At 41.3% G+C, this 26374-nt stretch carries 25 protein-coding genes; 12 read left to right on the top strand and 13 right to left on the bottom strand.

The genetic code is table 11. The features are described from left to right. Positions 1-296 precede the first annotated feature (296 nt). The 5 genes from ACE1CC_RS36255 to ACE1CC_RS36235 all read left to right on the top strand — a co-directional run bounded on the left by ACE1CC_RS36255 (position 297) and on the right by ACE1CC_RS36235 (position 5259). On the top strand, positions 297-1070 hold the full coding sequence (locus tag ACE1CC_RS36255; RefSeq protein ID WP_413275290.1) for a hypothetical protein: 774 nt from the start codon (positions 297-299) through the stop codon (positions 1068-1070). 92 nt (positions 1071-1162) lie between these two features. Then, complete coding sequence (locus ACE1CC_RS36250) at positions 1163-1417, top strand: hypothetical protein (protein ID WP_413275289.1); 255 nt, start codon at positions 1163-1165, stop codon at positions 1415-1417. A 3-nt stretch (positions 1418-1420) separates the two neighbouring features. Then, positions 1421-2596, top strand: coding sequence for a murein transglycosylase A (gene mltA / locus ACE1CC_RS36245; protein ID WP_413275288.1), 1176 nt, complete (start codon positions 1421-1423; stop codon positions 2594-2596). A gap of 153 nt (positions 2597-2749) precedes the next feature. Further along, the gene (locus tag ACE1CC_RS36240) at positions 2750-2893 is read left to right on the top strand and encodes a hypothetical protein (protein ID WP_413275287.1); all 144 of its coding nucleotides are present in this window, start codon (positions 2750-2752) and stop codon (positions 2891-2893) included. A 443-nt stretch (positions 2894-3336) separates the two neighbouring features. Continuing rightward, complete coding sequence (locus tag ACE1CC_RS36235) at positions 3337-5259, top strand: cation:proton antiporter (protein ID WP_413275286.1); 1923 nt, start codon at positions 3337-3339, stop codon at positions 5257-5259. Positions 5260-5355: 96 nt separating this feature from the next. On the opposite strand, the gene ACE1CC_RS36230 is transcribed toward ACE1CC_RS36235, so the two are convergent. Then, entirely contained in the window at positions 5356-6057 is a 702-nt protein-coding gene (locus tag ACE1CC_RS36230) for an esterase/lipase family protein (protein ID WP_413275285.1), read from the bottom strand. A gap of 223 nt (positions 6058-6280) precedes the next feature. On the opposite strand from ACE1CC_RS36230, the gene ACE1CC_RS36225 reads away from it, so the two are divergent. The 3 genes from ACE1CC_RS36225 (at position 6281) to rfaE1 (ending at position 9570) form a co-directional block, all read left to right on the top strand. Further along, positions 6281-6994, top strand: a complete 714-nt coding sequence (locus ACE1CC_RS36225) for a precorrin-2 C(20)-methyltransferase (RefSeq protein WP_459563965.1) — start codon at positions 6281-6283, stop codon at positions 6992-6994. 197 nt (positions 6995-7191) lie between these two features. Continuing rightward, complete coding sequence (locus ACE1CC_RS36220) at positions 7192-8505, top strand: energy transducer TonB (protein WP_413275283.1); 1314 nt, start codon at positions 7192-7194, stop codon at positions 8503-8505. 24 nt (positions 8506-8529) lie between these two features. Then, on the top strand, positions 8530-9570 hold the full coding sequence (gene rfaE1 / locus ACE1CC_RS36215; protein ID WP_413275282.1) for a D-glycero-beta-D-manno-heptose-7-phosphate kinase: 1041 nt from the start codon (positions 8530-8532) through the stop codon (positions 9568-9570). A gap of 100 nt (positions 9571-9670) precedes the next feature. Here rfaE1 and ACE1CC_RS36210 read toward each other — a convergent pair whose 3' ends face one another. Then, on the bottom strand, positions 9671-10873 hold the full coding sequence (locus ACE1CC_RS36210) for a CapA family protein (protein ID WP_459563964.1): 1203 nt from the start codon (positions 10871-10873) through the stop codon (positions 9671-9673). Between the two features lie 508 nt (positions 10874-11381). Here ACE1CC_RS36210 and rfbB point away from each other — a divergent pair. The 3 genes from rfbB (at position 11382) to ACE1CC_RS36195 (ending at position 13614) form a co-directional block, all read left to right on the top strand. Further along, positions 11382-12473, top strand: coding sequence for a dTDP-glucose 4,6-dehydratase (rfbB, locus tag ACE1CC_RS36205; RefSeq protein WP_413275280.1), 1092 nt, complete (start codon positions 11382-11384; stop codon positions 12471-12473). 435 nt (positions 12474-12908) lie between these two features. Next, positions 12909-13157, top strand: coding sequence for a hypothetical protein (locus ACE1CC_RS36200; RefSeq protein ID WP_413275279.1), 249 nt, complete (start codon positions 12909-12911; stop codon positions 13155-13157). 13 nt (positions 13158-13170) lie between these two features. Then, positions 13171-13614 (top strand): GNAT family N-acetyltransferase, encoded by a 444-nt coding sequence (locus ACE1CC_RS36195; protein WP_413275278.1) that lies wholly within the window; start codon positions 13171-13173, stop codon positions 13612-13614. A gap of 154 nt (positions 13615-13768) precedes the next feature. Here the strand turns inward: ACE1CC_RS36195 and ACE1CC_RS36190 are convergent, their stop codons facing one another. The 5 genes from ACE1CC_RS36190 to rpaB (ACE1CC_RS36170) form a co-directional block, all read right to left on the bottom strand. Further along, positions 13769-15385 (bottom strand): phosphoenolpyruvate carboxykinase, encoded by a 1617-nt coding sequence (locus ACE1CC_RS36190; RefSeq protein WP_413275277.1) that lies wholly within the window; start codon positions 15383-15385, stop codon positions 13769-13771. 443 nt (positions 15386-15828) lie between these two features. Beyond that, positions 15829-16362, bottom strand: a complete 534-nt coding sequence (locus ACE1CC_RS36185; RefSeq protein WP_413275276.1) for a DUF456 domain-containing protein — start codon at positions 16360-16362, stop codon at positions 15829-15831. A 9-nt stretch (positions 16363-16371) separates the two neighbouring features. Next, the gene (locus ACE1CC_RS36180; protein WP_413275275.1) at positions 16372-17037 is read right to left on the bottom strand and encodes a cofactor assembly of complex C subunit B; all 666 of its coding nucleotides are present in this window, start codon (positions 17035-17037) and stop codon (positions 16372-16374) included. Positions 17038-17046: 9 nt separating this feature from the next. After that, positions 17047-17781: a response regulator transcription factor RpaB gene (rpaB, locus tag ACE1CC_RS36175; protein ID WP_413275274.1), complete on the bottom strand. Its 735-nt coding sequence runs from the start codon at positions 17779-17781 to the stop codon at positions 17047-17049. 336 nt (positions 17782-18117) lie between these two features. Continuing rightward, positions 18118-18852 carry a response regulator transcription factor RpaB gene (gene rpaB / locus ACE1CC_RS36170; RefSeq protein WP_413275291.1) on the bottom strand — a complete coding sequence of 245 codons (735 nt, stop codon included), beginning with the start codon at positions 18850-18852 and terminating at the stop codon, positions 18118-18120. 176 nt (positions 18853-19028) lie between these two features. Here rpaB (ACE1CC_RS36170) and radA point away from each other — a divergent pair, with 176 nt between their 5' ends. Then, complete coding sequence (radA, locus tag ACE1CC_RS36165; RefSeq protein WP_413275273.1) at positions 19029-20564, top strand: DNA repair protein RadA; 1536 nt, start codon at positions 19029-19031, stop codon at positions 20562-20564. A gap of 8 nt (positions 20565-20572) precedes the next feature. Here radA and ACE1CC_RS36160 read toward each other — a convergent pair whose 3' ends face one another. From ACE1CC_RS36160 to ACE1CC_RS36135, 6 genes are read right to left on the bottom strand one after another with little or no spacing between them, the layout of a single operon-like run. Beyond that, positions 20573-21544 (bottom strand): glycosyltransferase, encoded by a 972-nt coding sequence (locus ACE1CC_RS36160; RefSeq protein WP_413275272.1) that lies wholly within the window; start codon positions 21542-21544, stop codon positions 20573-20575. A gap of 28 nt (positions 21545-21572) precedes the next feature. Beyond that, positions 21573-22544: a glycosyltransferase gene (locus ACE1CC_RS36155; protein ID WP_413275271.1), complete on the bottom strand. Its 972-nt coding sequence runs from the start codon at positions 22542-22544 to the stop codon at positions 21573-21575. Between the two features lie 16 nt (positions 22545-22560). Next, entirely contained in the window at positions 22561-23532 is a 972-nt protein-coding gene (gene hpsE / locus ACE1CC_RS36150; RefSeq protein WP_413275270.1) for a hormogonium polysaccharide biosynthesis glycosyltransferase HpsE, read from the bottom strand. A 16-nt stretch (positions 23533-23548) separates the two neighbouring features. Further along, positions 23549-24664 carry a glycosyltransferase WbsX family protein gene (locus ACE1CC_RS36145; protein WP_413275269.1) on the bottom strand — a complete coding sequence of 372 codons (1116 nt, stop codon included), beginning with the start codon at positions 24662-24664 and terminating at the stop codon, positions 23549-23551. A gap of 27 nt (positions 24665-24691) precedes the next feature. Further along, positions 24692-25447, bottom strand: a complete 756-nt coding sequence (locus tag ACE1CC_RS36140; RefSeq protein WP_413275268.1) for a class I SAM-dependent methyltransferase — start codon at positions 25445-25447, stop codon at positions 24692-24694. 17 nt (positions 25448-25464) lie between these two features. Next, the gene (locus ACE1CC_RS36135) at positions 25465-26328 is read right to left on the bottom strand and encodes an LPS biosynthesis glycosyltransferase (RefSeq protein ID WP_459563963.1); all 864 of its coding nucleotides are present in this window, start codon (positions 26326-26328) and stop codon (positions 25465-25467) included. Positions 26329-26374: the final 46 nt, after the last annotated feature.

Raw genomic sequence — 26374 nt, 5'->3', positions numbered from 1 at the left:
CTGAAGAAAAAGTAAGGTCGGCTCGACCTGAACTTAACGCCTGTGGACAAGTTGGTGCCGACACCCTTGGTTGAAGCAGGAAGAAAACACCAGATCGGATTAACAAGTTTAGTTAGGTTTGGATAAGTTTTTCAGAGCAGTTGTCCCAAGAGTCCCAAGAGTCCCAAGAGTCCCAAGAGTCCCGCCTGCACCCTTCCCTCACCAAAATGTCCCGATCGATTAGCGATCGCCCAAGAGAGGCGGAAAAATTTTAAAATATAAGTCTAAACTTTGCTATTTGAATTAATCTAAGTATTATGGCGATTATTGCGCTGAGAGCTTGGTATCTCCAGAAGTATGAGCCACTCAAAGAACTGGAGAAACGTCCCCATGATTTGCGCCTCAGTCAAAAAAGTTTGTTAAAGTCGGGGTTGCGGGCAGATTTTTTGGAAGATAGCCAGGAAGTCAAGCGATCGCCTTGGTTTGAGAGATACTTGGAGGGGGAAACCGTAGAATTTTACATTGAGGGTAGTGGCGGCTATGCCATTGCCAACATTGATTTAAGTAGCCATGAGATATATTTCACCAAACAATCGGTGATGGCGGATTTAGAACCGACGATTTTTCTGTGTTATCAAAAAGAATATGCTTCGGCGAGTGAGGCTTTGCGGGAAGGGTTGGAAAACAGCATAGAAAAATTGAATGAGCGATCGCGTTTAACATTAAAACTGGTAGAATCTCAGCGTCCCACAGATAGCCCGCTGCGGTTGAGTGAGATTATGATGCGGAAAATCCGTAAAAGCTTGTTGTTTATTGCTGATAGTACACCGATCGCCCGTGTTGAAGGTGAAGGAACGCCAGCACAATTAATTCCTAGTCCGAAAGTTTGCTTAGAACTGGGTTATGCGCTACAAAGCAAGCGTAGTGAACAAATTTTGTTAGCGCAGATGGAAAGACCGGAAATGAGGGGACAGTTTCCCTTTGACTTGCCAAGATACCAAAGATTGTCGTTTAAAGATGCCACAGAATTAGAGAAAATGCTGCCAAGTGCGATCGAAGCGCAGCTAGCAAGGTATAATTTGTTTTCTTAAGTGGTTAGATTGGGTACTTCCCGAAAATTTTTTCAGATCTGCGAGCAACTTTTGCTCATAAGATGATTCCATACAGTAGAGAATAGTTTTCTATGCCCAGAACTCCTTCTGAATATGCAGTACACCTATTAATCGAAGGTGGTCACAGGGAAGAGGTGCGTTTCCCGACAATTCAAGACTTTCAAAAATGGTATAGCGGGGAACTGGTGCCAAAATCTGCCTCCCATGACTTTATTAACGTACCAATTAAAAACATTCAGGGAGAATACATGGTGGTACGACCATCCCGTGTGCTGGCGATTCGAGTAGAACCGATTTTCACATCCAGTATTGACCGAGAAGCTTGATTGATGATTAATACGCTAGGTTCTTTCGCCCTTAGTTTGGGCATTGTATTGGCTCAAATCCCAAGTCCGACAAGGCTTACTCCTAACAGTAACTTAGCACTGCAACCAATTAGGGAAGCACAGGAGCAACAATTAGGTTTAGACGATCGCTTGTGGGGTAGTCCCGGTCAAAGGGGAGATAAACAGGCGTTATTAACCTCTATTGACAATAGCCTGCAATTTTTGCGCTCGTCTAAAGCTGCAGCAGCTTACGCCAAGTATCCCGTACCAGGAATTACTTTAGATCGAGTGCGACGCAGTTTGGTGAGGTTTCGCCAATTGGTAGTTAATTCCAATTCCCCAGAAGAATTACAAGCAGCGGTAGCTAGGGAGTTTGTCTTTTACCAATCTGTTGGTCACGATCGAAGAGGAACCGTGACATTTACAGGCTACTATGAGCCAATTTATCAAGCTAGTTTGACCCCGGATGAAACTTACCGCTATCCCATTTACCGCCGACCACCTGATTTTGAAAGTTGGCAACGTCCTCACCCAACTAGGTTAGAACTGGAAGGCAAAGACGGTTTACAGGGTTCAACAGGTCGATTAAGAGGGTTAGAACTAGCTTGGTTGAGCGATCGCTTAGAGGCTTTTCTGATTCACATTCAAGGTTCTGCCCGTCTGCAATTACCCGATGGCAGAATCATGAGTGTTGGCTATGCAGGTAAAACCGATCATCCTTACCTTAGTGTAGGTAGAGAACTGGCAAAAGATGGCAAATTACCGCTATCTGGGTTATCTATGCCCGTAATGATCGATTATTTTCGCCGTTATCCCCAAGAATTAAGCGTTTATCTACCACGCTATCGCCCGTTTATTTTCTTCCGGGACAGCGGTGGTTCACCAGCAATCGGTTCGACTAACGTACCAGTGACGGCAGAAAGATCGATCGCTACCGATAAAAATTTAATGCCTCCCGGTGCTCTAGCTTTTATTCGCACTCCCCTACCCTTCCCCAATGGCAGAGGTGGCATGGAATTTCGCCAAGTCAGCCGCTTTGTCCTGGATCAAGATGCCGGAAGTGCGATTAAAGGCCCAGGTCGGGTGGATGTGTTCATGGGAACTGGTCAGTTAGCTGGCGATCGAGCAGGCGTAATGAAGAGTAGGGGACAACTTTATTATCTGTTGCTCAAAGAATAGGCTCCAAGGCGACAAGGAAAAAAAGGGTTATATATCCTGTAGAGACGTTGCATGCAACGTCTCTACAGGGTCGTGAAAAAAAGATATTATGGCTGAGCAACCGGACATGATATCAGTTGAATTTCCAACAGAAGACAGCAGGAGGAGTGTAATATGCCAACTATCTTTACACCTGCGCGATCGGCTTACGCCCATCCCGATCAAATTATCCGCAATCCTGATTTTGCCGCTCAACGTACTTATCTTAAACAACTGGCAGATATTTACGAAGCATTGCATAATGAAAACATGATTTAAACAGGTAGTAAAATAAAAAAGTTTTCAAATCAATTTTGGCTTTAGGAAAAAACAAATTCTTCCCTTCTCCCCCGGAAACCTCTGCTCTCTGCTTTTGAGAGTTAATTTTATTCGTAGCAACCAACACTCTACTAATCAGTGTACTCCCTCAAGACCAGTAAAGCTTTTGTGCATTATAAATGAGGCATTTTGAGCCAACCCAAAATAAAGGACAAGGAACAGGCAAGAGGATATGGAGAGATGAGGAGATGGGGAGATGGGCAGTTTCGCAGATATCCAGACAAGGGGAAGGAAAAATCTCCGCGTCTGGAGCGTCCCCGTCTCAGGAGCGTCCTCTTCAACTGGGCTTACCTCCCCACCGTTCGGCTGAGCAAGACGGAAGCCTCCCCACCTCTTCCTCCTTGTTCCCTGTTCTGATTATTAGCCTGCATCAATGAAGACCTATGGAAGCATCCTTTGAAATCACTCTGTTGATGGTCATTACTATCATCGCAGGCATAAGTGCCCAGGTGATCGCAGAATTTTTGAAAGTTCCCAGCATTGTCTTCTTACTTATATTTGGCATTTCTTTAGGGCCAGATGGGTTGGGAGTGTTGCATCCAAACTTGCTGGGTACTGGTTTAGAAGTAATTGTGGCACTCTCGGTAGCTGTAATTCTGTTTGAAGGTGGATTAAACCTGGAATTACGGGAACTGGGAAGGGTTTCTGGTAGTTTGCGGAATTTGGTGACTCTAGGAACCCTAATTACTTTAATTGGCGGTGGAATGGCGGCGCATTGGTTGGGTGAGTTTCCTTGGCCGATCGCTTTCCTTTATGCTTCTTTGGTAGTGGTTACAGGGCCAACTGTGGTTAGTCCACTGCTCAAACAGGTGAAGGTCGATCAATTAGTTGCTACCCTGCTAGAAGGAGAAGGGGTTTTAATTGACCCTGTAGGCGCAATTCTGGCAGTAGTGGTTTTAGATACCATCCTCAACCCCAATGCTAACCCGCTTTTAGCTCTGAGTGGTCTATTCCTGCGCTTGGGTATTGGCGGAATTATCGGTGCTGCTGGTGGTTGGTTGCTGGGTTGGATTCTCAAACGTGCCAATTTTATTTCTGAAGAACTGAAAAACTTAGTAGTTTTAGCGGGTTTGTGGGGTTTATTTACCCTAGCGCAAATGATCCGCAGTGAATCAGGGTTAATGACTACTGTAGTAGCAGGAATTCTTCTGAGAGCTTCTTCTGTTCCCGAAGAACGTTTGATCCGCCGCTTTAAAGGTCAGTTAACTATTCTCAGCATTTCTGTATTATTTATTCTGCTTTCTGCAGATTTGTCGATCGCCAGTTTGTTCGTTTTGGGTTGGGGTAGCGTTTTTACAATTTTGGTATTAATGTTTGTGGTACGCCCAATAAGTATTGCTGTTTGTACCTGGAATAGTGACTTAAATTGGCGACAAAAAGTTTTTGTCAGTTGGATTGCACCCAGAGGAATTGTTTCTGCTTCGGTAGCTTCTTTGTTTGCGATTCTGTTAACTCAAAGGGGATTTAACGGAGGAGATTCTATCAAGGCGCTGGTTTTCCTGACAATTATTATGACTGTGTTTTTCCAGGGATTAACCGCAGGTTTGATGGCTAAATTACTAAAAATTACTTCTACAGAAGCAACTGGTGTGGTAATTGTTGGTTCTCATCCTTTGGGAAGGTTGATTGCGCGAATGTTCCAAGAACGAGGCGAATCAGCAGTTTTGATTGATACAGATCCAGAAGCTTGTAAGTTAGCAGAACAGGAAAATTTGCGGGTTTTCTTAAGTAGCGCTTTGGATATGGAAGTATTAGAAAAAGCTGGATTAGCTACGGCGGGAACGTTTATTTCAATGACTAATAACGGGGAAGTAAATTTAGTGTTGGCGCAAAGAGCAACTGAAGAGTTTTCTCCGCCCAGGGTTTTAGCAGTATTTCCTCGCGATCCTCAATTAAGTAACGACAACAAGAACCATCATAGTAAAATTCAACAAGCTTTTGTGCAACATTTACAAATTAAAAGTTGGAATGAATATTTAAATGATGGCAATGTGAAGTTAGGAGAAACTGAGTTAAAGGAAGAGGGTTTTGCTTTTCAACAAGCACATTTACAAGCGTTAATTCATTCTGGGGAATTTGTGCCTTTGTTGATGGAAAGGGATGAACGTTTGATGATAGTGGCGGCGGTGGAAGAATGGCAGGTTGGCGATCGCATTATCTATCTATTACACGATTTACGACCGAATTTACTCAAGCGTTTATCTGGTGCTAGTCCTTCTTCTCCTTTAACATTAGAAAAATTACCATTAGTCGAAGAAGTGCCAATTCCCTATCCAGTACGAGAACCTTCTTTAGAACAAGCTTAAAGTTGAGGGCAACAATAGGAAGATAGGGATATACACAAATCCAAGAATAAGTAATGACAAGTGACAAATGACAAATTACAAATGACAAATGACAAATTAAACTAAATACTTTGTCCAAAAGGGCAAAATTTCAGGAGAACCATACCAAAGTCCAGGCGATTTAGGAGAATGTCTAACTCCTTCAATAGTGAGATTTTCTGCGCCTTGTAAATGTGCTGCTTCGATCGGTGTAATTCCATCTCCCCAAGTTTCACCGTTACCACAAGTAATTTGATAACTGTTAAAAGCTAACCAACTTCCTTGTTTTCGCGCTCCAAAAATAGATTTTCCGGCAACACAAACATAACGAATTTGCTGATAAAATGCGCCGGGATAGTTGGTGTTGACAAAATCTAAATTACGTTTTGTCCAACGTTCTAAACTAACATGGGGAGTTCCCAAGGTTATGAGTGTGGAAACACAAGATAGAGCACCCCAAAACGGATCTGATTCGCTGGTATCACCATGAATAGTATATGGTTTTTCTCCGATGTAAATTCGGGAAATCCAACCGCCTGCTGAGTGTCCAATTAAGTTAATTTGAGAGGCGTTGTGGTACTTTAATGTTTGTTTTACACTACGATCGAGTCTGCGTAAAATGGGCACCATCGATCGACCTCCCACCGTCGGCAACCAGTCTCTTTTTCGCAATGGTACTGTTACCGTAGGAAAACCAAGTGCTTCCAAGCTTGTCTCTAAGGGGATGTAAGCACTTGCACCTTCAAGATATCCAGGTAAAATAACAGTGGGTAAAGGCATTTTAGTTCTAATTACTCTAATTTCAAGGTTTTGCTGAGAAAGTTGTTTTGAAAAAATATTCTACAGCAGTTGATTATTTAACTTATAGTAAGATTTTATGCTTACTGAGTTAATTTGTTTTTAGTATTTTTACCTAGATTTTTGGCTAAAAAGGATACATGACCTGGAAAACCCTTTGTTACCCTAGAAAAGTAAACAATTAGTCAAAAATTTGTCAATTATCGTGCAAACAGGCACTCTCTACGGAATTAGTGTAGGCCCCGGAGATCCAGAATTAATTACCCTGAAAGGATTAAATTTACTGAAAAGTGTACCAGTTGTGGCTTTTCCAGCGGGAATTGGGGGCAAACAGGGAATAGCACAACGCATTGTTTCTCAATGGCTAAAATCCGATCGGGTGCAGTTAGCTTTGGAGTTTCCCTATCTACAGGATGAAGCGGTTTTAAATTCTGCATGGCAACTGGCGGCGCAGCAGGTGTGGGAATATTTGCAACGGGGTGAGGATGTTGCTTTTGTTTGTGAGGGAGATATTAGTTTTTACAGCACTTTTAATTATTTAGCGGCAACTTTGCAGCAGCAACATCCAGAAGTCAGGGTGCAGACAGTACCGGGAGTTGCTTCGCCAATGGCAGCAGCGTCAGCTTTGGGGCTACCTTTAACTATACGGGATCAACGTTTGGTGATTTTACCTGCGCTTTATCGGGTAGAAGAGTTAGAGGCGGTTTTAAATTGGGCGGATGTGGTGGTGTTAATGAAGGTAAGTTCAGTTTATCCGCAGGTTTGGCAATTGTTAGAGCAAAGAGATTTGTTGCAGTGTAGCTATGTGGTGGAACGGGCAACTTCCGCTGAGCAAGTGGTGTATTATGATTTGCGCGATCGCTCCGAGTTGAAATTGCACTATTTTTCTTTGCTGATCGTCAAGGTGATTAGGGATTAGGGACTGGGGATTGGGGCGGGGTTAGGGGTTAGGGGTTAGGGGTTAGGGAAAAACTCCTCTGTGCTCCTGTGCCCCCCTGCTCAAGAGCTCAAGAGCTCCTGTGCCCCCCTGCTCCTGTGTTAGTCTAAAGTCGCTAACATGAAATGTATTATTAAGGCCAGGATCGATCGCGAAAAAGCTAGCTGAAGTTAACTGCTATGTCTCACCTCTCACCCATGAACACCGTAACTGGAACCATGAATTTGCCGTTAGTTATGGCAGCATTAACCTCTGTGGGGCTGCACTCGCTAATTTGGTTTTATCCACCAGTAGTGCCAATGGCTGATAAAACAACAGCAGCAGCAAGCGATCGACGCAGCGTCAGAGTTGTACAATTAACGCCAGAGGAAATTCTCCGGTTGCCAGAATACGCCCAACAGACAACACAACCGACTTTACCTTTGCCCCAGACACAAACTCCCACCAATCTTTTGCCTAGTTTGCCGCAAGCTCAATCAGAAATTACTTTACCACCACCACCGAGTTTTCCGATTTACAACCCTAATCCTAGCCCTTCCACTCCGGCACCCACTCCAAAGTCAAAAGCTCCAACTTCGCGCCGTCGCACTCCGACTACAGTTCCTAAATCTCCCCAAAGTTCCGCCAGAAATAATCAGAGAAGTAATCAGAGAAATAATCAAACTTCCCAAAATCAAAAACCTGAAACTAATGAAAAACTGACCCTCGAACAATTGAATTTAGAGGCTCAATTGCCAACTCAAAATAACACAAGTACTCAGTCACCACAAACAAATCAATCTCAACAAAATAGTCAAACATCCGGTGGCGAATTTATGCGAGTGTTTGAGCGGTATTTGGCTGAACAAAATAATGGTACTACTTCTGAAACTACTCAAACTCCTGAAACTGAAACTCAAAGTCAGAACAATCAAAATCAAAATAGTGAGCAAACTATTGGGGAATTACTCGATCGCAATCGATTGCAACCAGGTTTAGGCGCTGGTGCAATTAATAATCAAACCGAAAATAGAACGGAGGAAAATACAACCCGCACAGAAAATCGCAATAATGCCAGGAATAATAGTAATAATCAAATAATTGCAGAAGCTCGCCTTCAGGCAGTTTATGGTTACAATGCTGCCAACACAACAATTCCTCAAGGAATTGCCAATTATCGGCAGTGGTTGGAAGAAAAACTTAAGAACAAGAGATATGCAGGTAAGTTAAATACTGAAAGACAACCGATTACAGATACAATTCGTTCTCCGTTTGATGTGAAATTACCAGATGTTACTCCGGCAGGAATTGCTGTTTTAGTTGACCCAACAGGTAAAATTGTTGGGGAACCAGAATTAACACGCAGCACTGGTTATCCTCAGCTGAATAAATTGGCGATCGAGCAAATAAAAAAGCGTTCTTTTCCTGAAACTGGTAAATATGAAGTCTATTCTTATTTAATTGAGGTGGAGCAAAAAAATTTGCCTGATCCTGCTGGTACTGGTAATAGTTAAACTAGTTAAATTTCTATCCTACCTATGACTCTGGATTCATCTTTCGCTAAACAACTGCGTAGTTCTTCAGAGCGATTGTTTTCATTTGTAGAAAACTTTCATCAAGTTAAAGTGTTAGTTGTGGGAGATTTAACTCTCGATGAATTTCTCACAGGACAAGTAGAAAGGGTGTCTCGTGAAGCGCCTGTTTTAATTATCCGTCACGAACAGACAAGACAAGTGCCTGGTGGAGGCGCTAATGCAGTTTATAATTTAGCGAAGTTAGGGGCGCAAGTTAAGGTAGTAGGATTATTAGGAAAGGATGACCAAGGTCAAGCTTTGCGGCGGATTTTTGAAGCTGCGAAAATTGACACTAGTGGCATTTTTTTAGACTTGGATCGTCCGACAGTGACAAAAACGAGAATTTCTGGGCACGCACGTCAGTCAGTGACGCAACAAATTGTCAGGGTCGATCGCAAATCTGACGATCTACCAGAGGAAAGTTTACAATTACAATTAGCTGATTACATTCGCTCTCAAGTAGAAAAAGTTGATGTAGTAGTTTGTTCAGATTATGGTGATGGTGTATTCACTCCCCATGTAATTGCAGCAGCTTTAACTCACCCTTTAACTATTGTTGATACCCAGCAAAATTTAGAACGTTTTGCTGGTGCAACTTTGTTTACTCCCAATTTACCAGAAGCAGAAAAAGCAGTAGGTTATCCTATTTCTTCACCAGAAATTTTAGCCCAAGCGGGAAAAGATTTGTTGAGATTAACTCAGGCGCAACAAATTTTAATTACTCGGGGAGAATTTGGGATGAGTTTATTCGATCGAAATGATTCAACTACTTCCCATATTCCCGCTTTTAACCGCACAGATGTTTATGATGTTACTGGCGCTGGTGATACAGTTGTTGCTGCTTTAACTTTAAGTTTGTGTGCTGGTGCTTCAGTTTGGGAAGCAGCTGTTTTAGGCAATTTAGCTGCTAGTATTGTGATCCGTAAATTCGGCACTTCCACAACAACACCCGGAGAAATTAAATCAGCTTTAGAAACTTTATTAGATGAAGTAGACCAATTATAAATTAAAGGGTTCGTTGTCAGGACTTTAGTCCTACTGTTGAGTCAGGGAACGACTAAAGTCGTCACAACAAACCGATTTTTATTAGTTCGTTATGAGGACTTTAGTCCTTTTTCTTTTCCTGTTTAATGATGTGACCATTGAGAGCAAATTTTAGATCTGTTTTGGGAAAATCCAATTTAGTTAAATTGCGAATTAGGGGAATACTGTTAGCATCTTTATCAGGATAAGGAATACCTCTTCTATCTAGTTGTACGGGAGTAATTTTGCCGGAAATAAAGTCTCCTTGGGAGTTCAGTTTAACTTCTAAGATCAAGGATTTTCCCAATACCCCGCTAGTAGATAAAGTTCGATATCCGACAAAATTTCCTAAAGAATAAGCAATCAATTTGCCTTTATATAATTCCATTGCTCTGGGAACATGAGGGCCATGCCCTAAGACTAAATCTGCGCCATTATCTATTAGTGTGCGAGAAAAAAGTACTAAGTTTCCCCGATTTTCACCGAAGAAATTTTCCTGACGATTTTTAACTCGCATAGCGCCTGTTCCTTCAGCACCACCATGAAAGGAAATTACGACAATACTGGCTTTTTTTTTAGCTTCTTTGACAAGTGCGATCGCTGATGGTAAATCATTTACAGAATTGTGCCAAGGCAAGTGACTAAACGCAATGAAAGCAATTTCTACACCCTTGATGTTTTTATAAAGGATTTGTTTTTTCTTCCCTACTGCTTTAACTCCGGCAGTCTCTAGATTTTTGTAGGTGTCTTCAAAACCTTTCTGCGTAAAATCGAAAGAGTGATTGTTAGCAATACTCATTACAGTAAAGCCAACTTCTTTTAAAAGTTTGGCATATTCTGGGGGATTGCGAAAAGCATGAACCATTGGACGGCTAGTATCTTTTGCCGTGCGAGGATAGTTAGTTAATGTACTTTCAAAATTGCCAAATAATATATCTGCTCCTTGTAAAGATGCTTTGACATTTTGAAACAGTTCTTGCTGATTTTTGGGCAATCTATTATTAGGAAAATTGGTTCCCGGTACAATATCTCCCACAGCTTTAAGTGTAATAGATTGTTTGTTGTCTATGGCGGTTGAAGTGACAGCAGCAGGTGTTTGTGTGGCTTTTGGTGTAGGTTTTTTACTAGCTAGAGGAGTGGGAATTTTGATTTCTGGAATTGTCGGATCTTTGTGTTCTAAAGGTTGTAACTCCTGGCGTTTGTAGCGAACTGGTGAGTTAATTTGATAGCTGATAACTACACCTAATACGGCTACCATCAGCCAAGTAACACCACCCAATAACATTAAACGAATCTTTTTTTTTAATTTTTTTGTGTACTTTGGTGGTTTGCGCTTTCTTGGTTCTGGAGGACGAGTAACAGGGGGTAGTTGGGGCGCAATGGGCGTAAAGTAGGGAGTTTGGGCTAAATCAAAAGCTTCAGTCCAACTGGGCCATTTGTGGTCACTTTTGCGCCCATAAAGCCGCACAAAATCGATGTGGTGCGGGTTAAGACGAGTGATTCCGTCAATAATGAAGCGGAAGTAGACCGATCGATCGGGAATTTCGTCAGCAACGAGGACGATATGTAGCCAATTATCTTTACATTTGGCGATCGCAGTTACGCCCTTTTTGGCGAGCACCTGGTTAATCAAGGCAGCGATCGCTTCTGGATTGCCTTCCTGCGCTAGGTTAACAATACTTTTCTGTTCCAAAGCCACCTGAGTCACAATTGTCTCCTCACACCTACTGATAGACTTGTTTATAATTGGACTGAAAAAAGTTTAAACCGGACAGAGGAGAAAATAGCAACTAATGACACATAGTTTTTCCAACGATCAAGTTAGAACACCTCGTCGGTTGTTGGTAACGGGAGGTGCGGGTTTTATTGGTGCTAATTTCGTCCTTCACTGGTGCGATCGCTATCCAGACGATCGAATGGTCGTATTGGATGCACTCACCTACGCTGGAAATCGTAATAATTTAGCATCTTTGGCGGAAAAGGAGAATTTTCGTTTTGTCGAAGGTAATATTTGCGATCGAGCTTTAGTCGATCGACTCTTACAAGAAGAAAACATTGATACCGTTGCCCATTTCGCTGCTGAGTCGCACGTTGACAGGTCAATTTTAGGCCCTGGTGCCTTCGTGGAAACCAACGTAGTCGGAACTTTCACACTTTTGGAAGCTTTCCGCCAACATTGGAAAAACACCTCTCTTGCTTCAGGACTTTTCCTGCACGTTTCCACAGATGAAGTTTACGGTACACTAGGCCCTGACGACCCAGCTTTTACCGAAACTACACCTTATGCACCCAATAGCCCTTACTCAGCATCAAAAGCTGGCAGCGATCACTTAGCACGGGCATATTATCACACCTACGGTATGCCGACAATTATTACTAATTGTTCAAATAACTATGGCCCTTATCAATTTCCTGAAAAGTTAATACCTTTAATGTGTATTAATGCTTTAATTGGTAAGAATTTACCTGTTTATGGTGATGGGCAAAACATCCGAGATTGGCTGTTTGTGCTAGATCATTGTCTGGCTTTAGATACAGTAATTCATAATGGAAAGCCAGGAGAAACTTACAACATTGGCGGCAATAACGAAGTGAAAAATATTGACTTGGTACATATTTTGTGCGACTTAATGGATGAATTAGCACCGAATCTACCAGTCCGTCCTTGTAAGGATCTAATTACTTTTGTGAAAGACAGACCCGGACATGATAGAAGATATGCAATTAATTCCACAAAATTGCAAACAGAGTTAGGCTGGAAACCTTCTGTTACTGTAGAAGAAGGGATGAGAAAAACTGTTCAATGGTACTTAAATAACGAAGATTGGTGGAAACCTTTGTTATCCGAAGAGTATCAAGCTTATTACAGCAAAATTTATAGCTAGTCACCTAAATTATTAAGCTTCTTGCAAAAGTAAAGAATTCCTATTTTTTCATCTGTGTGTATCTCTGTATGTCTCTGCTTTGGTCATCTATCATCTATGGTAAAAAATCCGAATTTACAACTTTTGCAAGAAGTTTTATCTTGATGTGGAATCCTCATCTACTAAACTATGAGCTTTTCAAAAGATGTCATACCACTGTACGATCGCGATTTTCTACTCTGGACAGAACAACAAGCTGAATTCTTGAAAAAAGGCTACTGGGAAAAATAATCCGGGTATATTACCCCGTTTTAGGGATTTGGAGGGAACCACGAAGACACGATAGCGAAGCGAAACGCGATAGCGTTTTAGAACACGAAGAAAGAAGAAGAATAAGGATAACGGGGGTAGCGTTCCCCGGATTTGGTATAATTTGAACTCCAAAGGATAGCAAATATGAATGTAAATTGGTTGCTTCCAGAACAAGGTTTTTTAAGTTTAGCAAGTTATCGCAGCATTCTGAGTATTGCCAGTGTGGGAAGTATTTTAAGTATTGGTAGTGTTGGTAGTATTTTGAGTATTGGTGGTGTGGGAAGTATTTTGAGTTTCGGGAGTGCCGGAAGTATTTTAAGTCTGTTTAGTGCGGGAAGTATTTTGTCAATTTTAAATGTCGGCAAGATTCTTCGAGTATTGGGATTTAATTAGTGGTAATAGCTTCATGAAAATTCGAGAAGCACAAGTTGGAGATGTAGAAACTCTCTTCGAGATTAGAACTAGTGTGATTGAAAATCATCAGTCTCGCGAAGAGTTAGCAGATTTAGGAATTACTCCTAAAACTATAGCAGAAATGTTGCTCACAGATTGTCGGGCGTGGATAGCAGAAATTGACGATCGATCAATTGGTTTTTCAATGGCAAATGCTACCGAAAAAACTATATTTGCCATGTTTGTTTTGCCATCTTTTGCTGGACGTGGTGCTGGACGCGCTTTAATGCAGCAAGCAGAAGAATGGTTATGGTTACAAGAAGGAACTGAAGAGATTTGGTTATTAACAGGTAACGAGCCAAAAATTAGGGCTTATGGTTTTTATTTACATCTTGGTTGGACTCCGACTGATATTCAACCAGATGGGCAAATTAAATTTATTAAAAGGCGAGGATAATCAAAGAAACCCGGTTTCGCAGAAGTTACCGGGTTTCTTTTTATCTCCTGTAATTTGAAAAACCAGATTTTTCAAAAAAGCAATTTCTAGTTCCCCGGTTCAACCAGGGAACGAGGTGAATGGAGGTAGAACCTCAATTGCTGCAAGATCTGAGTTAAACTGCGATCGCAACTCGTGGAGCCCCTTGCATAATTTGGGAATCAACCACATCGGTAAACTGTTGGAAATTATCGATAAACATCTGCGCCAACTTCTGTGCTTGCAGATCGTAAGCTGCCGGATCGCGCCAAGTCAAACGGGGTTTTAACACATCTTTTGGCACACCCGGACAACGTTCTGGCACTAAGAAACCAAAAACCGGATCTTCCTCCATCGCTATATTATCCAAAGCACCAGTTAACGCCGCTGTCAGCAAAGCGCGAGTATGCTTAATCGACATCCGATGTCCCACACCATAAGGGCCACCAGTCCAGCCAGTATTCACCAACCAAACTTTTACGTTATTCTCAGAAATGCGTTTTCCTAGCAACTCAGCATAAACACTGGGATGTAACGCCATGAAAGGTGCGCCAAAACAAGCGCTAAAAGTAGCTTGAGGTTCGCTACCCATTCCCCGTTCCGTTCCCGCAACTTTAGCAGTGTAGCCACTGAGGAAATGATACATTGCTTGCTCTTTAGTCAGTTGAGCAATCGGAGGCATAACCCCAAAAGCATCAGCAGTTAAAAAGATGACATTTTTCGGGTGATTGCCCAAACCTGTGCGGCTAGCATTAGGAATATGAGAAAGGGGATAAGCTGCACGGGTATTTTCGGTTAAACTGTCGTCATCTAAATCTAAGCGCCTGGTAACTGGGTTAATTGCCACATTTTCCAGAATTGTGCCAAAACTGCGCGTAGTTTTGTAAATTTCTGGTTCCGCTACTGGGGAGAGGCGAATTACTTTAGCGTAGCAACCACCTTCAAAATTAAAGATACCTCGATCGCTCCAACCATGCTCATCATCACCGATTAAAGTCCGGTTAGGATCTGCCGAAAGAGTTGTTTTGCCAGTACCCGACAAACCAAAGAATATTGCTGTATCGCCATCTGCGCCAATATTGGCAGAACAGTGCATGGATAGCACTTTTTTGTGGGGCAATAAGTAGTTAAGAATGGTGAAAACAGATTTTTTGATTTCTCCGGCGTAACTAGTACCGCCAATTAAAATCAATCGACGGGCAAAGTTAACAATAATGAAAGCATCAGTGCGAGTACCATCTAAATCTGGTACAGCGTGGAAGTTGGGCAAATTAATAATCGTAAAATCGGGAATGAAACTAGCTAGTTCATCTTGATTTGGGCGAATAAATAAGTTACGGGCAAATAAACTATGCCATGCTGTTTCGGTAATCACCCGCACACAAATGCGATAGTTAGAATCTGCACCAGCGTAACAATCTTGAATGAAAAGATCTCTACCTTGGAGATAAGCTAACATCCGAGCATAAAGATTTTCAAACTTTAATGGATCGAAAGGTTGGTTAACTTTTCCCCACCATATATGTCGATCGCTTTCTGGTTCTTTAACAATAAATTTATCATTAGGCGATCGCCCAGTGTACTGTCCTGTGCGTACTACTAATGGCCCCAAGTGAGAAATTAACCCTTCCCGGCGACGGGCTGATTCTTCATAAAGTGCAGCTGTAGAAAGATTCCAGAAAAGTATACCTGTATGTGATATGCCATGCTGATCCAAGCCGTAGCTGCTGGCAATAAAACCTGTCTGCGACATCTATAACTCCTTCGCAAGTTAATTTTTTCTCTTAAATTCACTAAGCTGTCTTTCGCAGCTTACATTGCTTGAATTAAAAATTTTGGTATTATTAAATACAGTTTTTTCTGTTAGTAAATGAGCGAAACTTTGTTGCCCTAAAAATGATTTAAATAGTTCCTAAACTGATTCCTGAAAGCCTATTCATTATAATTTTTTTCCTCTGGGAAACTAAGGGCTTGAGCAATGCTGAAGAGAGATTAATAAGTTTTTTAATTATTAAATTATAATTAAATTATTACGTATATTACATAAAATTAACTGCATAAATTTACAGAGAAACTGTTAAAAAATAATTAATTCTTCCCAAGCAAAGGCAGAAGAAAGTTCTTAGCTTCGTTTGAGAGAGTTTTGACTTTTAGATCTCTCCCCTGCCCCCCTGCACCCGGAGATCCCCGGCCTCTTCAAGCAACTCCGGGAGGCCAAGTAGTGAAAATGAAGACGACTACTGAAGCGATCGCCAATACACCTTGAATCAACCTACCAACCAAAGTACCAACCACAATACCCACACCTGCTTTCGCTGCCAACTTCAGTCTAGGCTCAAACTCCAATTCACGGTGATAGAGGAACTCACCAATAATCGCTCCTAGTAGTGGCCCAAACAATACACCTACAAGTGGCCCACCAACAGGTAGTGCTGGTAGAAAGCCAAAGAATCCCAAAGTTAAGCCGACAAAAGCGCCAACTTGTCCCCAGTTGCTAGCACCAGCTTGCTTTCCGCCCCAGTAGGCAGCCAAAAAATCTATGCCCAAACTCAGCAAGAGGACAGCTAATGCAGTTCCCAAAGCTATCCAAACACCTTGGGTAAAGCCGTCGAGTGCGCCCCAAACGAAGATGGAAACTAAAATTAGGCTAGCCCCTGGGATACCCGGAACTAAAGCCCCAATAATTCCCACAACCATCAAGACAATCAGTAGCCAATACAAAATCATCATTTGCGTTCGTCAAATCTCAGCTGGTGCAACATCATTTAAGTAACAGCTGAAGCATACATCTAGTTTGTCAGCAATTCCGGCAATCCAGTTTTCATCTTGCTGGGTGTAACTGCGTGGCGCATTAGCACCCAACACCAAAACCCCACGTTTACCAATTGGTTGACAGATTACTCCTTGAGTATTTCTTGGTAGGTAATCAAATTCAATCCGTCCGGGGTAGAGTTTTAAATCTACTAAATAAACGGGCTTTTGCTTTTCTATGACTCGCTGTAGGATTGCCCCGGGCTTGACTTCTGGGTTATCGCCCAAAATGCCCCGGCGTAACAAAACTTTACCTCGATCGCAAACTATCACAGTGCGGGTGACAGTATTAGTTAACAACATCAGGGATGCCCAAGCTAGTTCAGCTTTCACTGCTTCTGGTAAATCTGGCGCGAGTTCAAATCCTTCTTTACCAATCAACTCTACTGCTTCTGGCGATCGCGGTTGTACTTGTTGCCAAAGTAATCCAGTGAAAATCAACAAAGCACTCAACAAAACACCTAAAGCATCGGAACGAGCTTGTGATTCCGTCAATTCTGGGGTGAGGAAGCGATTAACTAAGAGTAGCGTTCCTCCCAAAGCGCCAACAACGATCGGGAGAGATTTTAAAACTTGGTTATTGTCCCTTGCCATTTAAGATAATTATTTTTCGTTTTCCCCGAAATCGCCCAAGCGTTGAAACTGATAACCCATCGATCGAGCAGTCAGAATCAATTCCGGGTTGCTGGGGTCTTCTTCTAATTTTGCCCGTAAACGAGAAACATGAACATCAACCACGCGGGTATCTACCAACCGTTCTGGAGTATAACCCCACACTTGTTGGAGAATATCCGATCGCGAAATTGCCTCGCCTGCATGACTCACCAACAATTCTAGGAGGTTAAACTCCATTCCTGTCAGGCGGATTCGGCGATCGCCCTTATAAACTTGCCGTTTATTGGTGTCAATTTTGACATTGCCGATGGAAATTACCCCTGAATTGGGAATCCCGGAACCATTTGATTTGTCTACCCGGCGCAATACGCAACGAATTCGGGCTTCTAACTCTTTGGGAGAAAAGGGTTTAACCACGTAATCATCCGCCCCTAACTCTAAACCTGTGATGCGATCGGCTACATCTCCCAAAGCCGTTAGCATGATAATCGGCACATTCGATTCCTTGCGAAACTCCTGACAAACACCATAACCATCCAGTTTCGGCATCATCACATCCAAAACCACCAAGTCAGGATTCGCAGTGCGGAAAGTTTCCAAAGCCTCCTCACCATCAGCAGCAGTGACCACATCGTAACCAATCATTGACAGGCGAGTTTCCAAAATCCTGCGAATGCTGGCTTCGTCATCTACCACCAAAATCTTTTCTTTACGAGTTTCCATTGCCAAGATTTGTTAACCTAAAATTTCAATTTGTTAATTTTTACTACCTTATTTTAAAATAATATAAATTTTATTGCACTTAAATTTTTGTAATACTTTTTTTGAAAGCAACCGATGTTAACTTTTCAGGAATAATTTCTGTTACTAGTTTAAACCAATACCTACCACTAAAAGCTATTATTTGCTACTATTCTTAGATTTAACTAAGTAAATTCATCTGAAAAATTGAATCCTTACGTGGCAATTCCAAGAGCAAAGAGCAAAGGGGAACATCCAAACCCATCCCCCCATCCGCCCATCCGCCCATCTCCCCTTGTCCCCTTGTCCCCTTGTCCCCTACTTTTCAGTCTCTCCCGGCTCAATAATTCTTTGGAAGAGATAGCCTGTACCTCTAGCAGTGAGAATAAGTTCTGGGTTGCTAGGGTCATCTTCTAGCTTGGCACGTAAGCGGGAGATGTGAACATCGACCACGCGGGTATCTACGTGACGTTCGGGAGTGTAACCCCATACTTCTTGAAGGATTTCCGATCGAGAAAAAGCCTCTCCTGAACGACTGACCAAGAGTTCTAACAAGCTAAACTCCATACCAGTAAGCCGAATTCGCTCATCACCTTTGTAGACTTGGCGTTTATTAGTGTCAATTTTAATATTTACGACTGTTATCACACCGGAACTGGGGATACCGGAAATTCCGCTTTTATCTACTCGTCTGAGTACGGAACGGATACGAGCTTCTAACTCTTTGGGGGAAAAGGGTTTAACGACGTAATCATCTGCGCCTAACTCTAGACCTGTGATCCGATCGGCTACATCTCCCAAAGCAGTTAGCATAATGATGGGTACGTCAGATTCTTTTCGCAATTCCTGACAAACACCATAACCATCAAGTTTCGGCATCATTACGTCCAAAACCACTAAATCAGGAGTAGCATTACGAAATGTTTCTAAGGCTTCCTCGCCATCGGCAGCAGTGACGACATCATAACCAATCATCGACAGACGAGTTTCCAAAATTCTGCGAATGCTGGCTTCATCGTCTACCACCAAAATTTTCTCTTTGTGGCTTTCCAAGTTACTCAAATCTCCTTAAAATCTGTGGCGTTTCTCTTCATTAATTTTTAGTACCATTAATTAAGATATTACCCTAAAGAGTTCCGTTGTTTTTAGCCACAATTCTTATGCTTGCTGCATTTCAAGCTAATTTAAGAATTACGAGCTAATCTTTACACTTTTTTACAATTAACACAATGCCTAAGCCTCGAACTACTTATATATGTAATGAATGCGGGGCAGAGTCTCCCCAATGGTTTGGTAAGTGTCCTGCCTGTAATACTTACAATTCCCTCGAAGAACAGCTTATCACCCAAACACCTGCGCTTCCTAGTCGGGGTAGTTGGCCGGGAGGGACTCGGAGTAATGGTAAATCAGCGGCGCATAATGAACCAAAACCAAGGTTGTCTTTAAAATTTTCCCAAATTACCGACAGACAACAAGCAAGGTGGTCTTCTGGCTACGGAGAATTTAATCGAGTTTTAGGTGGTGGAGTAGTTCCGGGTTCTTTGGTTTTGATTGGTGGAGATCCGGGAATTGGGAAATCTACCTTGTTGCTTCAGGTAGCAAATCGACTTTCTGAGGAACGGCGGATTCTTTATGTTTCCGGCGAAGAGTCGGGACAACAAGTAAAGTTGAGAGCGTCTCGTTTAGGAGTTGGAGAAAATTTTGATTCTGAGTTGTCAGAGTCAGAACAGACAGATTCAATAGAAGATTCTGAGTTACCCCAGGCAACCGATCCGAAACTTTATGTGTTAGCTGAAACTGATTTGGAAGAGATTTTAAAAGAGTTAGAATCTCTAAAACCAAACTTAGCAGTAATTGATAGTATCCAAACGATTTTTTTACCGACGATGACTTCTGCGCCTGGTTCGGTGGCGCAGGTAAGGGAATGTACTGCGGCGTTAATGAAGGTGGCGAAACGTGATGATATTACGATGTTAATTGTGGGTCACGTTACAAAGGAAGGAGCGATCGCAGGCCCTAGAGTTTTAGAACATTTGGTAGATACAGTATTGTATTTTGAAGGCGATCGCTTTGCCTCGCACCGTTTATTGCGATCGGTAAAAAATCGCTTTGGCGCAACCAACGAAATCGGCATTTTTGAAATGGCCGATCGGGGTTTAAGAGAAGTTGCCAATCCTTCGGAATTATTCTTAGGAAATCGGGACGAAGCGGCACCGGGAACAGCGATCGTTGTCGCTTGTGAAGGCACTCGTCCTTTAGTAGTTGAATTGCAAGCTTTAGTAAGTCCAACGAGTTATTCTAGTCCGCGTCGATCGACTACGGGAGTTGATTATAATCGCCTGTTACAAATTTTGGCAGTTTTGGAAAAACGGGTGGGAATTCCTTTATCGAAATTAGATGCTTATGTGGCTTCTGCTGGTGGTTTGAATGTGGAAGAACCAGCGGTAGATTTGGGAATTGCGATCGCAGTTGTGGCGAGTTTTCGCGATCGCATTGTCGATCCTCGTACTGTATTAATTGGCGAAGTAGGATTAGGTGGACAAGTTCGCGCTGTTTCGCAAATGGAATTAAGGTTAAAAGAAGCGGCGAAATTAGGGTTTCAAAGAGCGATCGTTCCCAAAGGGCAAAAATTTTCTGATTACGGTTTAGAAATTGTCCCGGTTTCTAAGGTGATAGATGCGATCGTTGCTGCTATTCCCGCACAACCTCGCTTCGGTGGCAGCGATGAATTTTCCGACGATGAAGAAGAGGAATTCGAGGAATAAAAATATTTTTATTTCCCAAGCTGATTAAAGTTTTTGAATAGGTTTTTAGCTTGATTCACTAATGCTTGAGACTGTTTCATAGGCATCAGAAGTACTACCAAAATTTTAAATAATGCTTTTAGCATGGTTTGCTGTCGTTTGAGAACAGATCGATCGCTTTTCACCGCAAGCCGGAGATAACGAGCGGCTGTCAAAGCATTTTGCCGCCCAGAAGGATTTTCTAAAACTTTAAAAGTGAGGTAAATGTAAAGGGTAGAAAGGGCGTATTTTTTCAGATGTTGTAAACTTTCTGGAGCTTGATTAAAAGCTCTTTCAATTACTTGTAAGCTGGCTGCTTCCTGTTTAGCAACATTAGTAGACATGGAACTAGTAGATACTCGATATAAAATTTGAGGTGATCGCACTACGACAAAATGATAACGGCTAGCCAATCGCACATACATATCCCAATCTTCAGCAGCAGTTAAAGATTCATCAAAATTACCTACTTCTGTCAAAGCTTGCCTGCGAATTAAAGCATTAGAGCCATTTTCTAAAAAGTTCCGTACTAATAGTTTTTCGTAAACATTTCCACTTACACTTATGCGAGTGCCAGAACGTAAAACTTGACCGTATTCATCTATATAGTCAGTCCAGCTATACGCCACTGCTGCTTCAGGATTAGCTTGCAACGCCTCTAATTGCGCCTGTAGTTTATCTGGTGTCCAACAGTCATCAGCATCTAAGAAAGAAATAAACTCACCAGATGCTAGAGACAGTCCCCGATTACGACTCGCTGAAAGTCCGGCATTAGCATAAGAAAATACTTTGATTCGCGGGTCTTGAATAGTGGAAATAATATCTAAAGTTGAGTCTTTAGACCCATCATTAATTATGATTATTTCAAAATCCGTAAATGTCTGGTTTATTACAGATTCAATAGTCTGTTGGATGGTTTTTTCACCGTTGTAAACAGGAATTATAACAGATATTGTAGGCATAATAATTTAACTGCGTCATTCAATTTGTTTAATTATTTAAGTCATTTCCGCTGGCTACTTGATTCTTCATACTTTTCAGCAAATTTTTGGACATTCCTGGCGGGAGTATAACCACCACTGCAATTTTAAATAAAACTACCAGTATGGTTTTTCGTTTTTTGAGCAGGGAGAGATTATTTATAATAGCTAACCAGAAATAATGAGCGGCTACTAAACCGTTTTTCCGTCCAGAAGGAACTTCCAGCGCTCTAAAAGCGAAGTACATATAAAGATTAGCGATCGTAGGCTTTTTTATCTGCTGTAAAGATTCGGGAGCTTGTGCAAAAGCTCGTTCTATAACCTTTAAGGTTTCTGTTTCCTGTCTAGCAAGATTAGTAGAAGCCGAACCAGCAGTCATGCGAAATAAAACTTGAGGACGAGGTACTTCTACAAAAGGATAGTTTGCAGCCAAACGTAGAAACAAATCCCAATCTTCAGGGCCAAATACTGATTCGTCAAAGCCTCCTACTTTGATTAAAGCTTCCTTACGAATTAGGGGATTAGAAGCTGTATATAAAAAATTAGTTGATAACAGCTTTGCCAGAAGATTATTATGTACTTTAATGCGAGCACATGACCGGATAAATTGATTTGTTTCATCAATTAAATCGACCCAGCTATAAGCGATCGCCACTTGTGGATTTTCTTGCAAAGCTTTGAGTTGTAACTCTAACTTTTCTGGTGTCCAAAGGTCATCGTGATCCAAAAAAGCAATATATTCTCCTTGTGCTAGAGCCAGACCTCTGTTGCGGCTAACTGATATACCTCCATTGGGGTAAGAAAATACTTTTAATCGCGGATCTTTTATAGCAGCAAGAATCTCTAAAGTAGCGTCTGTTGAGCCATCATTAACAGCGATAATTTCCCAATCCGAAAAAGTTTGCCTAAAAACACAATCGAGTGTTTCTTTAATTGTTTTTTCGCTATTATATAGAGGAATTACTACCGAAATTAAAGGCATATATTTGCAAAAATTACTAATTTTTCGCTTTCAATAATTTGATTTTGTAAGTATAAAACGGACTGATGATACTGCCGATTAAAAGTTCCCTTTCACAAGCAGCTACTACATCTGTTTGCCAAACATTGTGATACTTAAGAAAATGAACTATAAGTTTTTGGATGTCATTCAGAAAATAAACAGGAAAAACAAAAGGTCTTTGCCAAATTGGGTATCCTAACATTCGTGTGTGGTGCCGACTCAAACCCACACTTCTAAGCAATTTCATCAAGTACTCTTTCTCTAAACGCTGTTTAGGAATACTGTGATAAATCTTCATTTCTGGGTTGTACCAAATTTCCCAGCCAGCATTTCTGATATGCAATAATGCTTCTATATCTTCAGCAGTTACTATTGATTTAGCAAGGCGACCTCGGAAAAATAATTGTTCGGGAACGCTGTCGATCCAAGCTTGTCTACGAATTACTAATCCGGCTCCTGGAGGTAGTACTTTTTTATAAGAATGCTTGTATTCTGAGGAAGTGTAGCAAACAGGTTCTTTTCCTCCTCCTATAGCCAAAAAACGACTTATTCTTTTAAAATTTTCTGGTGGCGAAACTTCAAATTCTGCATGAATTTGACTACCGTATGCACCAGCTTTGGGATGTGCTTTACCAAAGGCGTAAGCGGCTGCTACCCAATTAGGAGTAGGCCAATTGTCGTCATCGAGAAACCCAATAAAAGTTCCCGATGCTTCTTTTATAGCTCGTTCTCTGGCGAAAGATAATCCTTGCTGAGATTCAAAAAAATATTTAATCGGATAAGCTTGCGGCCAATCAGATTGATATGTTTGCACAACTTGGGCAGTGCGATCGCTACTATTATTGTCTATGACAATAATTTCCCAGGAAATATCTTCTGTTCCTGACTGATTTTTTAATCTATTTAGTACTTCAGGTAAACGATTTTCCCCGTTATAAGTACATATTGCTACTGTAAGATCTACCATATTTTTTAATTTACCTCTACTTTTCCAGCGTATTTTTTTGGATCTTAGATGTGGAATTAACTGCTCTCAAGGTAGCTTCAAGGTAAGCCCGCCCCCATTTTTGGCAAGGTTCTAAGTGATTACCTTCTGCCCATTCATTCCAAGCATTTATAAACACTATATTCTCTTCCGGGTTACTCGCTGCTCCTTGCTCTATAACCTTTTTTAACCAATATTCATAAACATCGGGACTGGAATTTTTCAGGATAAGTGCATTATCTTTGCGGCGGGCTGAATTATCCCACATGGGAGTTACGCAGCGAAAATATTTATGGGATGGAATAGGTTTTTGCAGCATTTTTTCAACTGTTGCAGCGTAATCAAAGATGAAGTTTTCTCGGTATACTTTATCCCAAATTCTTAATTTTCTACCTAGCCGCCAGATTTTGGTTTTATTCAACAGTGGTTTCCACTGTGGTTGAAACTCTATTGCCGCATCAAATCCCTGTTTAACGAGAGACTTATTTTCATCGTTAAAGCCTTCAACCCGACATAAAAAAAGATCTTCAATACCCATTTTTCGGGCTTCTTCTCTCCAAATAGATGTTGTTTGCAGAGGGTTGGGTAAGTTTGAAGATCTATAGATCAGAAAGATTGGTTTGCCGTCAATTTTTATATACCTGGAGTCTTTAAATGTTTCAATAAGCGATCGAATATGTTCTCTGTCATCTTCCTCACAGTATTTTTGTTCCATTAAAATGTGTTTGTTCTGTCCGTCCCATACTCTTGTCCAGTTTTCATTTGCCCAGCAAAGACAAAAGGGAAAGTCAGGTTTTCCCGAAGCCAAAACTTCATTAAATGGTCGTTCTAGAAGACGTTTTCCGTTGAACCAATAGTGATAATAGCAAAAGCCATATATGCCATAAGCTCTGGCTAACTCAGCTTGTGCTTCCCTTGCTTCAGGTAAACGCAAATCATAAAACCCCAAGTCTGCTGGAAGGTGAGGTTGATAATGTCCTGGGAATAAAGGTTTAGCTTTGCTAACGTTAGTCCACTCTGTAAATCCCTTCCCCCACCATTCATCATTTTCGGGAATGGGATGATATTGAGGAAGGTAAAATGCGATAAGTTTTACTTGATTTTGGTCTACCAAGATAGAAAACCTCCATTTAGCTAATCGTTAAACCGTGTAACTCTTCTTAAAGGGAATATAATCTGCTGAAGTTTCTTTGTCTTTACGTGCCAGCACCACATAGGCATAATAAGTAAAGCGATTTAGAACCGGAAATAAACGCACTAAAAAACGAAGTTTAGGACTCAATAATTCTTCTCTTGCTAATCCCAAAGATTCGCAAATAGTTAAACCTGCTCCTGTTAAAAGTTCCTTGAAAGAAGTGAGGGTAAAAAATCGCAAGTGTGTCCAATCAAGGATACCATAAGGTTCGTAAGCAAATTCATCTTTTAATATCAAACGTTTCAGAAATCTATAATTAGCAATATTTGGCACACCAATTATTATATAACCTCCCGAACGTACTAAGGGCAACCATTGGCGCAAAGTTGCCCAAGGGTTAACAAAATGTTCCAAGACTTGTTGCATAATTAACAAGTCAAAATAACCAGGCGGATAGTCAGTTAATTCTTCTTCTTCGACATTCATTAAATAAGCAGCATCCAGATATTTTTTAGCTCGTGAAATCGCTCCTGCTTCAATATCCACTCCTACAACTTCACAAATACTTCCTTTTTTCAGGCGGCTTTCTTTCAAAGCCTTTAGCGTTGCACCACCACCACAACCTACCTCTAATATGCGCTGGGCATCTTCTGGAATTAGAGATAAAACGTCTTCACTAGGCCGATCAAAATAATTTTGTTGGCGTGCTTGCATTAGCTGTGCGTGTTTAGCATACATTGCTGATTGAGCGCTAGTTTTCATTTTTTCGTTCATTAATTTTATAGATAAAATGACAACTGTCTGCGAATGGCAAAACTAATCAATCTTGTCGGTGTGCGAGAACCTTGAATTACCGGAATTCGTAAAAATTTCCCCAGCAATAAACGAGCAATTCCCTTAAGACGAGCTTGAATTCTTGCAGTTAATAAATTTTCTTTTCCTCCTCTTTCTGCGGAGGCGTAGAAAGGTAAAAATGCCAGCTTTCCATATAGTACGTCGGCTCGATGATTTTTACTCAAACCGTTTTTATAATGTTCTAAATTTGGTAAGCCTCCATGTTCGCCGTAATTCCGAAATGGAATGTAGTTTTTTAGGGCTTTTTTCCTGAGAAACTTATCTATATCTGAATCCCAAGATGAGTAAGCATTTGTTCCGTATTTTTGGTTAATTTCTTCTGCTAATTCAATCAGATACTTGGCTGACTGCTGATTGATAATATATGCCACCATTGCAGTAGAAAATCCTTCTGCATATCCTGTTTCGGAAACACTATAAATTTGGGGAGCACAAGTATAAAGCCAGGAAATTCCCACATCTTTTTGATGAGGATGAAAGGGTAAGGGAAGTTTACCAAAATTAACTACAGGAACAAAATCTGCTTCAATAATTAACGTTGGTTTACTTTCCTGAACTGCTTTTTCCCAAGCGCGATAATGGTTCATCAAGCAAAGATAACTGCGTGAATAAGTTTGATATTCTGGTTTGTGTTCTTGCCTGAGAATTTCGTATTGAAACTTTTCTTTACTTAAGATTTCTTCAAGTAATCCAGTTGGTTCTTTGTAGGCAATGATGAAGACTTTGCCGATCGAATCAACAAGCTGAATATAATCAGCTGGTTTGCTGGTAGGAGCGATCGCGTTCATACTAACGATAATAAAGCTATTACGAGTATAGCCTTGAATAAACAAA

This window comes from Floridaenema aerugineum BLCC-F46 (assembly GCF_041929345.1).
Classification (GTDB): domain Bacteria; phylum Cyanobacteriota; class Cyanobacteriia; order Cyanobacteriales; family Aerosakkonemataceae; genus Floridanema; species Floridanema aerugineum.
This window is presented reverse-complemented; position numbering and strand designations above follow the sequence as displayed.